The organism is Deinococcus ficus, from assembly GCF_003444775.1.
Classification (GTDB): domain Bacteria; phylum Deinococcota; class Deinococci; order Deinococcales; family Deinococcaceae; genus Deinococcus; species Deinococcus ficus.
In genome coordinates this window covers 591726-604277 of the sequence record NZ_CP021081.1, presented here as the reverse complement: position 1 = coordinate 604277, position 12552 = coordinate 591726, and the positions used below count along the sequence as shown (strand labels likewise).

The 12552-nt window shown below is 69.2% G+C and carries 10 protein-coding genes and 4 tRNA genes; 10 read left to right on the top strand and 4 right to left on the bottom strand.

The window, feature by feature from the left end; translation table 11 throughout:
• The first annotated feature begins 67 nt into the window (after positions 1–67).
• From DFI_RS03050 to DFI_RS03035, 4 genes are all read left to right on the top strand, one after another.
• Positions 68–925 (top strand): class I SAM-dependent methyltransferase, encoded by an 858-nt coding sequence (locus DFI_RS03050; RefSeq protein ID WP_051307485.1) that lies wholly within the window; start codon positions 68–70, stop codon positions 923–925.
• 81 nt (positions 926–1006) lie between these two features.
• Entirely contained in the window at positions 1007–1396 is a 390-nt protein-coding gene (locus tag DFI_RS03045; RefSeq protein WP_022800156.1) for a hypothetical protein, read from the top strand.
• A gap of 70 nt (positions 1397–1466) precedes the next feature.
• Positions 1467–2462 (top strand): MBL fold metallo-hydrolase, encoded by a 996-nt coding sequence (locus DFI_RS03040; RefSeq protein WP_043776907.1) that lies wholly within the window; start codon positions 1467–1469, stop codon positions 2460–2462.
• A gap of 93 nt (positions 2463–2555) precedes the next feature.
• A complete protein-coding gene (locus tag DFI_RS03035; protein ID WP_022800158.1) occupies positions 2556–3014 on the top strand; it encodes a hypothetical protein in 459 nt (152 codons plus the stop codon).
• A gap of 4 nt (positions 3015–3018) precedes the next feature.
• Here DFI_RS03035 and DFI_RS03030 read toward each other — a convergent pair whose 3' ends face one another.
• Positions 3019–4227 (bottom strand): M28 family metallopeptidase, encoded by a 1209-nt coding sequence (locus tag DFI_RS03030; protein ID WP_027461892.1) that lies wholly within the window; start codon positions 4225–4227, stop codon positions 3019–3021.
• Positions 4228–4345: 118 nt separating this feature from the next.
• On the bottom strand, positions 4346–5479 hold the full coding sequence (locus tag DFI_RS03025) for a citrate/2-methylcitrate synthase (RefSeq protein WP_027461891.1): 1134 nt from the start codon (positions 5477–5479) through the stop codon (positions 4346–4348).
• Between the two features lie 145 nt (positions 5480–5624).
• On the opposite strand from DFI_RS03025, the gene tsaB reads away from it, so the two are divergent.
• Positions 5625–6182, top strand: a complete 558-nt coding sequence (tsaB, locus tag DFI_RS03020) for a tRNA (adenosine(37)-N6)-threonylcarbamoyltransferase complex dimerization subunit type 1 TsaB (RefSeq protein WP_027461890.1) — start codon at positions 5625–5627, stop codon at positions 6180–6182.
• Positions 6183–6252: 70 nt separating this feature from the next.
• On the opposite strand, the gene DFI_RS03015 is transcribed toward tsaB, so the two are convergent.
• Together DFI_RS03015 and DFI_RS03010 are read right to left on the bottom strand one after the other, a co-directional pair.
• Positions 6253–8118, bottom strand: coding sequence for an ABC transporter ATP-binding protein (locus DFI_RS03015; RefSeq protein WP_027461889.1), 1866 nt, complete (start codon positions 8116–8118; stop codon positions 6253–6255).
• A complete protein-coding gene (locus DFI_RS03010) occupies positions 8115–10121 on the bottom strand; it encodes an ABC transporter ATP-binding protein (protein WP_081425689.1) in 2007 nt (668 codons plus the stop codon). The genes DFI_RS03015 and DFI_RS03010 overlap by 4 nt, the downstream gene beginning before the upstream one ends.
• A 366-nt stretch (positions 10122–10487) precedes the next feature.
• Here DFI_RS03010 and DFI_RS03005 point away from each other — a divergent pair.
• The 5 genes from DFI_RS03005 (at position 10488) to tuf (ending at position 12237) form a co-directional block, all read left to right on the top strand.
• Positions 10488–10563: transfer RNA gene (locus tag DFI_RS03005), tRNA-Thr, on the top strand.
• A 26-nt stretch (positions 10564–10589) separates the two neighbouring features.
• A tRNA-Tyr gene (locus tag DFI_RS03000) sits at positions 10590–10675 on the top strand.
• 8 nt (positions 10676–10683) lie between these two features.
• Positions 10684–10759: transfer RNA gene (locus DFI_RS02995), tRNA-Gly, on the top strand.
• A gap of 4 nt (positions 10760–10763) precedes the next feature.
• Positions 10764–10838 (top strand) — tRNA-Thr (locus tag DFI_RS02990).
• A 181-nt stretch (positions 10839–11019) separates the two neighbouring features.
• Positions 11020–12237 carry an elongation factor Tu gene (gene tuf / locus DFI_RS02985; RefSeq protein WP_022800164.1) on the top strand — a complete coding sequence of 406 codons (1218 nt, stop codon included), beginning with the start codon at positions 11020–11022 and terminating at the stop codon, positions 12235–12237.
• Positions 12238–12552 lie beyond the last annotated feature (315 nt).

The window sequence follows — 12552 nt, the reverse complement described above, 5'->3', positions numbered from 1 at the left end:
GCTCTGTTAGGGTCGGTGCGTGCCTGCCGACCCGCCCCCCGAGGCCCTGCACTTCACCACCGAACCCATGAGCGTGATCCTGCCGGCGCTTCGGGCCGCGCTGGAGGCCGCGCCGACCGTGCACTTCACGGCGCCGGACCCGGACCTGGGCCTGGGCCACTACGCCGGTGAGGTCACCCCCGCCGGCCGGCACCGCGCCTGGGGCACCTGGGTGGACCTCGCGGACCTGCTGGGCGCGCACCTGCTCACGCCCGTTTCCCTGCCGGGCGGCCGGGTGCGGCTGGGCCTGCGCCGCTGGGCGCAGGCGCCCGACCCGGACGCGGGCGGCTACGGCCCGGAGGGCGGGTGGGGCCGGGTGGACAAGCTGGAGGACCCGGTGTTCCTGTTCACGCTGCAGGAGGCGCTGCGCCGCGTGGCCCCGCCGCCGGGCGGTCGGGTGCTGGCGCTGGGCGTGAACGCCGGGCGGGAACTGGACGCCTTGGCGCTGACCTTCCCGGACCGGGCGCTGCACGTGACCGGCCTGGACCTCGATCCGGACGCGGTGGCGGCCGCGCGGGCCCGGCATCCGGGCGGGCATTTCGACGTGCGGGATGTGCGCGCTCTGCCGGACGAGACGCTGGGCCGCTTCGATCTGGTGCTGGCGCTGAGCCTGCTTCAGAGCCCCGGCATCCGGCAGGACGTGCTGATCAGCGCGTTGGTGCGGGGGCACCTGACGGTGGGCGGGGGCCTGATCCTGGGCTTCCCGAACGCCCGGTACCGGGACGGCACCCTGTCGTACGGCGCCCGGACGCGGAACTACCGCCGGCCGGACCTGAGCCTGATCACGGCGGACGTCACGGACGCCCGGCGGCGATTGCACAAGCACGGCTTCCGGGTGTTCGTGACCGGGAAGTACGAGCTGCTGGTGACGGCCTCGCGCGCCTGAGCCGCCCGGGTGTCCCGCGATGCTGGGGGTAAGCCGCCGCGCGGGGTTCCGCTTCCCAGGGAGGGGGTCTAGGCTGAGCCCATGCTGAGACCAGCCGCGTTCGCCGTGGCTCTCGTCGGCCTGCTGAGCGGCCCGAGCCTAGCCCTCACTCCTCAACAGAAGGTGGCGACCGACCTGCTCCGGGCGGTGGGCGCCACGGCCGCGCCGTGCGTGCAGGTCATCCCGCAGGCGGAGTACCGGACCCTGAAGGCCGAGGACCGGGCCGGGCGGGTGGTGTGCGGCCGTTACCCCGGCAGCGTGCGGGCCGCGCGGGAGCGCTGCACCGCGCAGTTCCCGGCGCAGGTGGTCACGCCCTGGGCCACGCAGCGCAACCGCATGACCGGGGTGTTCCGGCAGGCCGGGTACGAGTACCGCGTGACCCTGACCTGCACGGATAGCCGCATGGTGGTGCAGATCCTCCAACTGAAGTGACCCCGGGAGCGGGCAGGGCCGCCCAGACGGCGGGGCGGGCCCCCGGCGGCGGGGTGCTAGCCTTCGCGGCATGTCCCCGCTGCCTCCGCCCGTGCTCACGCCAATCCTGGGGTCGCTGCATGCCGTGCAGGTGCCGATCCCGTACCCGATGAAGACGGTCACGGTCCTGATCGACGCGCCGGGCGGCCGCGCGCACGGGCCGGTCACGCTGGTGGACACCTCCCTGAACACGCCTGAGGCCCGGCAGACGCTGGAGGACGCCCTGGCCGGCCTGGGCCTGCACTGGCCGGACGTGGACCGCGTGATCGTCACGCATCACCACCCGGACCATTACGGGCTGGCGGGCGTGCTGGAAGAACGCGCGGGCGCGGCGGTGCACATGCTGGACGTGGAGATCGGGCGGGGCGAGCGGTACTGGCACATGCTCGCCGAGTGGCTGCCCGGGCACCGCAAGCACATGCTGGACCACGGCCTGCCGGGAGAACTGCTGGAAGGCCTGCACCCCATGAACCCGCTGGTGGTGCCCGCCACCCGCGTGCAGCCGCTGCGCGAAGGCCAGACGCTGGAGCTGGCCGGCGTGACGTGGGAGGTGCTGTGGCTGCCCGGGCACGCGGACGGGCACCTGGGCCTGTGGCACCCGGAGAGCGGCACCCTGATCGCCGGGGACGCCATCCTGCCGCGCATCACGCCGAACATCGGGCTGTACGCGTACACGCGCCCGGACCCGCTGGGCGACTACCTGCAGACGCTGGGGAAACTGGAGGCGCTGAACCCGGCGCGGGCGGTGGTGGGGCACCACGGGCCGGTCATGGAGGGCGTGAAGGCCCGCGCGCGGGCGCTGCGTGACCATCACCACGAGCGGCTGGATTTCATGCGGGTGGAGGCCGGCCGGGAGCCGCGCACAGCCTTTGCGCTGAGCCGCGCGATGTTCCCCCGGGACCTGAATGTCAGCGGGCACCGCTTCGCGCTGGCCGAGACGCTGGCGCACCTGGAGCACCTGCGGCTGCTGGGGCAGCTGTACCGCACCTGGGACGAGGCGGCCGGGGTGTGGACCTACCACGCCTGAGGCCGGCATGAGGGCCGGCGTCAGGGTTCATGCGGGTCACTCCGTCATCTGGCCGACGCTGCGGCCCCCGGGCCTCCCCCTATACTTGCGCGCATGACGGGCCAGCAGGCGGAGTTGCAGCAGATCATGACGGCCCTTTCCGAGCGAGGTCTGACCGTGGAGGCCGTGGAGGACGGCGCGCTCGTGCAGGACGGCGAGTCCCGCGTGGCGCTGTTCGTCGAGGCGGACCACCGCGGCGGCGTGATCGTCCGGTTGCACCTGGACCTCGACCTGTACGTGGAGGAGGACAGCCTGCCGGAGATCCTGATGGGCATGAACCTGCTCAACCAGGGCATGGATTACGGCGCCCTGAGCCTGGACCCGGTGGACCCGGACGACCTGGAAGAGGACCAGGAGGTGGCGTTCGCGGTGCTGGGCCGCAGCGTGCTGTGGCTGCGGGACCTGAACGCCGGGGAACTGGACCGGCTGCGGGAGCACCTGCGGCGTTTCGAGGGCGAGGTCACGGAGGCCGTGGAGCGCACCCTGCACGGCAGCAAGGGCCTGAGCGCCTGAGCGCTCAGTTGCCGGGCCCGGTCAGGGCCTGGGCGACCGCCAGGGTGGCGTCCGCCGTTCCGCGCACCAGGGCCGGGTCGAGAATCACGTCGCCGGGCTGGTGGTAGTTGCGGTCGATGCCGCGGTGGAAGAACAGGGTGGGCACGCCGGCTTGATCGAAGGGCACGTGGTCGCTGCCGCTCTCCCGGCCCTCCACGGCCGTCACGCCGGGCAGGGCGCGGGTCAGGGCGGTCAGGGTGGGGTGGCCGGTGGCGGTGAGGGGCGCGGCGTTCACGCCGACCATGTCGAGATTCAGCATGCCTTTCAGGCCGCGCACGAGTTCCGGGTTGGTCTTCACGAAGTCCCGGGCGCCCAGCAGGCCGTCTTCCTCGCCGTCGAACAGCACGAAGTACGCCCGGGCGGAGAGGGGCGTGTTCACGGCGCGGCGGGCGACGTCCACCACGGCCAGCGTGCCGGACAGGTTGTCGTTCGCGCCGGGGGCACCCTGCACGCTGTCCAGGTGCGCGCCGATCAGCACGGTCGGCGCGGTCCCGGCCCGGAAGGCGATCAGGTTCTGGGCCAGCACCTCGCCCTGGCGCACGCGGACGTTCAGGGTGACGGTCGCGCCCGGGCGGAGGGCCGAGTCGTGGCCGGCGCGCACGGCCAGCACCGGCAGCGGCTCCGGGTCGCCCAGCGTGCCGCGCAGCTCACGGTCCTCGGTGTTCACGATGATCAGTCCGGCCGCGCCGGCGACGCGGGCCTGGCGGGCCTTCTCGGCGAAGGCAGTCACGCCGCGTCTCACCACCGCGATCTTCCCGGTCACGTTCAGGCCCCGGTAGTCCTCGGCGGTGCCGGCGCCGGGCACGCGCACCAGGGCGGCCGTGACGGTGCCGCCCGCCGAGCCCTGCAGCGCCGCGCCCGCCAGGCTCTGGCCGGCCACCTGCACGCCGGAACCCAGGTCGTCGAAGCGGGGGTACGTGAAGGTCTGCCGCTGCGTCTGGTAGCCCAGCGCCCGCAACTGCGTTTCCAGGAACGCGCGGGCCTGTTCGTTGGCGGGGCTGCCGGTGACGCGCGGCCCGAAGGCCAGCACCGCGCGGGCGTTCGCCTCGATGCTGCCCGCCTCGGCGGCGGTCTGGGTGGTCTGCGCGGCGCTGCCGCCGGCCCCGACGGCCGGGATCAACAGCAGCGCGCTCAGCAGGGGGCGCAAGGTGGGCCGGCGGTGTGGGGTGGGCATGCGTCAGCAGAGCACAGCCGGGCCGCAGGGACCATGCCGGGCGCCACGGTCCGGGGTCCGGGCGGGCAACGGCAAGGAGAGGGACCGGCGGGGTCCCTCTCCTGATGAGTGCTGGCGGTTACTTGCGGTCTTTCAGGTCCACGTAGCGGGCGTTTTTCTGGCCGATGTAGTACGCGTCGGGGCGCAGCAGGCGGTTGTTCTTGCTGTACTCGATGACGCTGGCGCACCAGCCGCTGATGCGGGCCAGGGCGAAGATGGGCGTGAAGTACTCCTTCTTGATGCCCAGGTCGGCGTACACGGTGCCGCTGTAGAAGTCCACGTTGGGGTAGATGCCGCGGTCACCGATGCGGTCCACGACCGTCTTCTCGATGGTTTCGAGAATCTGGTAGTAGTTGCTCTTGCCTTCCTTGCCGGCCACGTGGGCGGCGTAGTCGCGCAGGACGCGGCTGCGGGGGTCGAAGTTCTTGTACACGCGGTGCCCGACGCCCATGATCTTTTCCTTGCGGTTGAGCTTGTCGGTGATGTAGTCCACGGCGTTCTCGGGGCTGCCCACCTCGTCCAGCATGACCATGACCTGCTCGTTGGCGCCGCCGTGCAGCGGGCCCTTGAGGGCGCCGATGGCGCTGACGATGCAGGAGTACATGTCGCTGATGGTGCTGCTCGTGGCGATGGCGGTGAAGGTGCTGGCATTCATGCCGTGGTCGGCGTGCAGGATCAGTGCGATGTCGAAGAGCCGGGCCTGTTCGGCCGTGGGCTCCTTGCCGTTGAGCATGTACAGGTAGTTGCCGGCGTGGGTCAGGTCGGCGCGGGGGGCGACGATGTCCTGGCCTTCCTGCACGCGGTTGATCGCGGCGATGATGGTGGCGAACTGCGCGATCAGGCGGATGCTGATGGCGCGGCGGGCTTCGGGGGTGACGTCCTCGGACTCCGCGTCGGTCAGGCCCAGGTAGGACACGGCGGTGCGCAGGGCCTGCATGGGGTTCACGCCCTTGGGCATGTTGCGGATCAGGTCCTCGACCTCGCGGGGGATGGCGCGGTTGGCCTTGAGTTCCGCATCGAACCTGGCGAGTTCCTCGGCGGTGGGGAGTTCGGCGTCGAGGAGCGCCAGGGAGAGTTCCTCGAAGGTGCTCTTCTCCGCCCATTCCTGGATCGGGATGCCCAGGTGCGTCAGGACGCCCTCGGCCCCGTTGATGAACGTGAGTTTGCTCTCGGTGAACAGGACGCCTTCAAGGCCCTTGGCGATCATCGTCATAGTTCAAACACGATACCACCGGGGGGAAGAGGCGCAGGAGCCGGTCACGTTCCCGGCAGGGTGACAGGGCAGGCCGGTCTGGCGCGGCGCCGGGCCGCTCCGGGCCGGTGGGTGCGCCGTGGCCGGCACACTAGAATGCCCGGCGATGACCGCCGCCCAAGCCCCTGTTGTCCTCGCGCTGGATACAGCCACCCCGTTCCTGACCCTGGCCCTGGCCTGGCCGGGCGGGGAGCGGCAGGTGTCCCTGGAGGTGGGCCGCGCGCACGCCGAACGGCTGGCCGGCGCGACGCGCGAGCTGTTCGCGGGGGCGGGCCTGCCCTTCCGCGCGGACCGGATCGTGATCGGCACGGGGCCCGGGTCGTACACGGGCGTGCGGGTGGGCGCAAGTTACGCGCTGGGCCTGGGGCGGGTGTGGGGCGCGCCGGTGGTGGGCGTGCCCACGCTGGAGGCCCTGGTGCGCGGGGAGGGCCGGCAGGTGGTGTCGCTGGACGCGCGCAAGGGCAACGTGTACGCCGCGACGTACGAGGTGCGCGGCGGCGTGGTGACCGGCGTGGTGCAGCCGCCCGCGAAGCAGGCCCTGGACGCGCTGGAGGCCGGCCGGGGGGAGTTGCCCCACCTGGATCACGGAGTGCCAGACGGCCTGGCGCTGCTGCGAGCCGGGGTGGACCACGGCGCGGCCGACTGGGCGCTGCACTACCTGTAATCAGGGTCCGGGAATGGTCGAGGGGAGAGGGCCACGCGCCGCTCTCCCCTGCCTCATGCGCCGGCCGCGCTCAGTCGGCGGCGTCGCCCTGGGCGTACTGCAGCTGGTTGAGTTTGGCGTAGTAGCCGCCCCGGGCGAGCAGTTCGGCGTGGGTGCCCTGTTCCACGATGCGGCCCTTGCGCATGACGATGATGCGGTCGCAGTGCTCGATGGTGCTGAGGCGGTGGGCGATGATGATGCTGGTGCGGCCTTCCATGACTTTTTTCAGGGCGTCCTGGATGCGCAGTTCGGTTTCGGTGTCCACGTTGGCGGTGGCCTCGTCGAGCACCAGCAGGATGTCCGGGTTCTGGATCAGCGCGCGGGCGAAGGCCAGCAGTTGCTTCTGCCCGGTACTGAGGGTGGCGCCGCGTTCACGGACCTCGGTCTGGTAGCCCTGCTCGAGGCCCAGGATGTACTCGTGCACGCCGACGTACTTGCAGGCCTCCACCACGCGTTCATGGGGGATGTTGGGGTTGTTCAGGGTGAGGTTGCTTTCGATGGTCCCGGCGAACAGGAACACGTCCTGAAGGACCAGGCCGATGTGCTTGCGCAGGCTGTGCTGGTCGTAGTCGCGGACATCCACGCCGTCCACCTTCACGGCGCCGCGCTGCACGTCGTAGAAGCGGCTGACCAGGGCGGTCACGCTGGTCTTGCCGGCGCCGGTCGCGCCGACCAGGGCGACGCTCTCACCCGGCTGGATGTGCAGGTCGAAGTCCCGCAGGATCCAGCGGTCGTCGGTGTCGGAGGCGTCGGCGGTGACGGCGCCGTCGTAAGCGAACCACACGCCGTCGAAGTCTACGCGGCCCTCGAAGTGCTGGATTTCCCGGGCGCCTTCCTTGTCCTGGATGTCCTCGTGGGTGTCGAGCACCCCGAAGATGCGTTCGCTGCTGGCCATGGCGGCCTGGAGGTTGTTGAACACGTCCGCGAGGTCCTGGATGGGCTGGAACAGCTGCGTGGTCCACTGCACGAAGGCGTACAGGGTGCCCACCGTGAGGGCGGCGCCCACGCCGGTGCCGACGGCGTTCTCGCCGAGGATCAGGCGGGCGCCGAAGTACAGCACGAGCGCGATGCTGACCTGTCCGAGCACGGCCACGGCCGGCATGAACAGCGAGAACCACTTCACGCCGTTGCTGTTGGCGGTCAGCAGCGCGCGGTTGCTGTGGTCGAAGTCCAGGGCGCTGCGGCGCTGGCGGCCGAACAGCTGCACGGTCTGCATGCCGGTGATGTTCTCGTTGAGTTTGGTGTTCACGATCGCCTGCTGCAGGCGGTTCTCGCGGAAGGTTTCGCGCATCTTCTGCCGGAAGAAGTTCGTGACGACGAACAGCACCGGCAGGACCGTGAAGGCGATCAGGGCGAGTTTCCAGTTGATGCTGAGCATCACGCCCATGTACACGATGATGAGGAAGGTGCTGGTGATCATGCTGATCAGGCCGCCGGTGATGAACTGGTTGATGGCGTCCACGTCGCTGGTCACGCGGGTGATGAGGCGCCCGACCGGGTTGGCGTCGAAGTACGCCAGCGGCAGGCGCTGGAGTTTCGTGAACACGTTTGCGCGGATGTCGCGCAGCACGTTCTGGCCCAGGTACCCGATGGTGAGGGTGCTGGCGTAGGTCAGGCCGAACTCGGTGGCCTGCACAAGCACGTACCCGATCACGATCAGGCCCAGCAGGCGGGTCAGGGCCGCGGCGTCCGTGTTCTCGCCGTTCACGAAGGGCGTCAGGGCATTGTCGATGGCGTAGCCCTGCAGGAATGCGGGGACCGGTTGCAGCGCGGCGGTGAACAGGGCGAGCAGCACGCCGCCCACGGCGAGTTTCATATACGGCCGGACGTAGCGCAGGATGCGTTTGGTCAGGTCCAGGTCGAAGCCCTTGTTGAGCGCGTCGTCGGGTTGGGTCATTTCGTCACCTGCTCGGGTTCCGGGAGAAGGTCGGCCTGGACCACGCCGGGCCGGGCCGGTTCGGGCAGGTCGCGGCCGGCCTGCGCGGTGGCGATGGTGGCGGCGGCGCGCACGGTCTCGTTCTCGGCGGGGCTGCGGCCGGGCTGCACGTCACCGTCGTCGTTGTCGAGGTCACTGGCGAGGCGCTGCAGGCGTTCAAGTTCGGCGTAGTGGCGGCCCAGGGCGAGCAGGTCGTCGTGGCTGCCCTGCTCGGTGATGCGGCCGTCCTCCAGCACGACGATGTGGTCGGCGTGCCGCAGGGTGCTGACGCGGTGCGCCACGAGAATCACGGTGCGGCCCTGCGCGACCTCGCGCACGCCGTCGATGATCTTGCGTTCGGTCTCGGTGTCCACGGCGCTGAGGCTGTCGTCCATGATCAGGATGGCGGGGTCGCGGACGATCGCGCGGGCGATGGCGGTGCGCTGGCGCTGCCCGCCGCTGAGGGTCACGCCGCGCTCGCCGAGCATGGTGTCGTAGCCTTTCGGGAAGTCGTTGATGTCGCTGGCGAGCCCGGCCAGGGCGGCGGCGCGCTGCACGCGGGCCGGGTCGGGCTGCTGCGGTATCTCGGGCGGCATGGGCAGCCCGACGACGCTCACGCCGGTGGGCACAGGCGGCAGGCCGGCGTTGTTCAGCCCGAAGCCGATGTTGTTGGCGATGGTGTCACTGAACAGGAAGGGCTCCTGCGGCACCACGCTGATGTGCTCGCGCAGCACCTGCAGGGGAATGAAGCGGATGTCGTGCCCGTCGAGCTTCACCACGCCGCTGCTGGGGTCCATGCTGCGGGTGATCAGCTGCGTGAGGACCGTCTTGCCGCTGCCGGTGGGGCCGGTCAGGCCCAGGAACGTGCCGGCCGGCACGTGCAGGTTGATGTCCTGCAGCACCGGCGTGCGGCCGTACTGGAGGGTCACGTTCTGGAAGGTGATGTCGCCGCGCAGGGTCTTGATGGTGGGGTCGGTGCGGCCGGGGTCGTCGTACACGTGCGGGCGGGCGTCGAGCATCTCGCGCAGGCGCACCCAGGACGCCAGGCCGCGCTGCACCACGCCGGTGATCCAGCCGACCATCATCATCGGCCAGGCGAGGCGCCCGAGCATCAGCAGGAACTGCACCAGCATCCCGATCGTGAAGGTCCGGTCGCCGCCCAGCACCATGCGCCCGCCGGTCCACAGCACCACCGCGAAGGCCACGCCGATCAGCAGGGTGGTGAAGGACCGCAGCGGGCCGTCCACCTTGGTCAGGGCGATGTTGCGCCGCAGCAGCTCGAGGTTCATGGCGCGGTAGTCGGCGATCTCGCGGTCCTCGATGGCGTAGCCCTTCACGACGCGCGCGCCGCTGAAGTTCTCCTGGGCTTTGGCGGCGATCAGGCTGTTCTGCTCCTGCGCGGCCTTGTGGCGGGCGTTGATGAGCCGCGCCATGTAGCCCAGGATGCCCACGATCACCGGGATGAGCAGCAGCACGATCAATGTGAGTTTCCAGCTGAGGCTGAACATGACGGTCAGCGCCGTGCTGAACGACGCGACGATGTTCACGACCTGCCAGCCGCCGAAGCCCATCATCTCGCGCACGGCGCCCAGGTCGCCGGTCAGGCGGTTCATCAGGTCGCCGGTGCGGGCGCGGTCGTAGTAGTTCTTGTCCAGCGTCTGCAGGTGGGCAAAGATGTCGCGCCGGATCTCGTACTCCATCTGCCGGGACGCCACGACGATCTGCCGGCGCATCAGCAGCATGAAACCCCCGGCGACCAGGGCGGCCAGCACGGTGCCGCCCGCGTACAGCAGGGCCTGGTCCAGCGTGATGCCGGCCGTGGCCGCCCGGGCGTCGGTCTGGCCGGTGAGGCCGTCGATGGTCTTGCGGATGAAGTACGCCGGGAGCAGGTTGGCGGCGTTGGCGATAATCACGGCGACGATGCCGATCACGTACTGCCTCAGGTGCAGCCTGAGGTACGGGAGAAGCGTGCGGAAACTGTCCAAGGAAAACCTCGTGGGCGGTCCAACGGGCCGGGAATGCAGGGCGGAAACCGGTCAGGAAAAGCGGCGGGAGAGGACGTGAGGAAAGGCGCAGGAAGGGCGGGCAGGCGGCGGCCCACCCCGGGCGAATGGGGAGGAAGGCAGGGGCGGGCCGCGAGTGGGGTCAGCATACGCCGCTTTGCTCAGGGGGCCCATGCGCTAAATGGCGCACTCCGGAGCCCATTGGAGGGGGTGAAGGCGCGGGCAAGGTGGGGCGTTTGACACCCTTGGGGGTGGGTGCTACTATTCGCAGCCGGAAGTGACCGCGAGAGCGCGAAACTTCCGACGCTTAAGAGGCGACCCCAGCCTTAGTTTCCGCCTCAGATCGGTGCCACCCTAGCTCAACTGGTAGAGCACCCGACTTGTAATCGGAAGGTTGGGAGTTCGATTCTCCTGGGTGGCTCCACATGTTCTTTGCGGAATGTGACAACTGGGTAGGTGGCCGAGTGGTTAAAGGCGACAGACTGTAAATCTGTTCTCGTAAGAGTACGGCGGTTCGAATCCGCCCCTGCCCACCACGATTCACGCGGGAATAGCTCAGTTGGTAGAGCGTCAGCTTCCCAAGCTGAATGTCGCGAGTTCAAGTCTCGTTTCCCGCTCCAAGTCGCTTCTGTAGCTCAGTGGTAGAGCACTCCCTTGGTAAGGGAGAGGTCGTCGGTTCAATCCCGACCAGAAGCTCCACACCGAAACCCGCAGCCCGCCCCGTGCAGGCTGCGGGTTCTCTCAAGGCCACGTGAGTGGCCCACGCCTGCCTGCACAGCGCGGCAGCTCTAGCCGTACGCGGCGCAGGCGAGTAAACTGGCAAGGCTTGCCTGAACAGGCCACGAGGCCCAGGCAGTTCCACACTCAGGAGGAAAGCATCATGGCTAAAGGAACGTTTGAGCGCACGAAGCCGCACGTGAACGTGGGGACCATCGGACACGTCGACCACGGGAAGACCACGCTGACCGCCGCGATCACCTTCACGGCCGCCGCCGCCGACCCCACCATCGAAACGCTGGCCTACGACCAGATCGACAAGGCGCCCGAAGAAAAAGCCCGCGGCATCACCATCAACACCGCGCACGTCGAATACCAGACCCCCGCGCGCCACTACAGCCACGTGGACTGCCCCGGCCACGCCGACTACGTCAAGAACATGATCACCGGCGCCGCGCAGATGGACGGCGCGATCCTGGTGGTGTCCAGCGCCGACGGCCCCATGCCCCAGACCCGCGAGCACATCCTGCTCGCCCGCCAGGTGGGCGTGCCCTACATCATCGTGTTCATGAACAAAGTGGACATGGTCGACGACGAAGAACTGCTCGAACTCGTCGAAATGGAAGTGCGCGAACTGCTCAGCAAGTACGAATTCCCCGGCGATGACCTGCCGGTCGTCAAGGGCAGCGCCCTGCAGGCCCTCGAAGCCCTGCAGGCCAACCCCAAAATGGCCCGCGGCGAAAACCAGTGGGTGGACAAGATCTGGGAACTGCTCGACGCGCTCGACAGCTACATCCCCACCCCCGAACGCGACACCGACAAGCAGTTCCTGATGCCCGTCGAAGACGTGTTCACCATCACCGGCCGCGGCACCGTGGCGACCGGCCGCGTGGAGCGCGGGATCGTCAAGGTGCAGGACGAAGTGGAAATCATCGGCCTGCGCGACACCAAGAAGACCACCGTGACCGGCGTGGAAATGCACCGCAAACTGCTGGACAGCGGCATGGCCGGCGACAACGTGGGCGTGCTGCTGCGCGGCGTGGCCCGTGACGACGTGGAGCGCGGTCAGGTGCTGGCCAAGCCCGGCAGCATCAAGCCGCACACCAAGTTCGAAGCCAGCGTGTACATCCTGAGCAAGGACGAAGGTGGCCGTCACAGCGCGTTCTTCGGTGGGTACCGCCCGCAGTTCTACTTCCGCACGACGGACGTGACGGGGATCGTGGAACTGGCCGAAGGCGTGGAAATGGTGATGCCCGGTGACAACGTGACCTTCACGGTGGAACTGATCAAGCCGATCGCCATGGAAGAAGGCCTGCGCTTCGCCATCCGCGAAGGGGGCCGCACCGTCGGCGCCGGCGTCGTCGCCAAAGTTCTCGAATAACGCTGACGTTCTCAGCGAGAAAGGAGGCCGTGAGGCCTCCTTTCTCATTGGAAAGAGTCAGTTGATGGCGGAGGCTGTCTCCCCTGCCACAGGCCAGCCAGCCGTTCTGTGATCTGGCTGGGCGGAGTCCAGTGGCCTCACGTGGTGAACCCCGCTGAACGCGGCCTGCATCGGGAGAGGAATGGCGGCGGAAGCGCGCGAATCCCGGCTGAAGTCCTGTCTGTGGTGGACACCTGGGGCCTGGGCCCGTATACTTCGAATGTTGCCCGCCAGACGGCGGGCTTTTACCAGCGTTCTTCAACCCACTGAAGCACC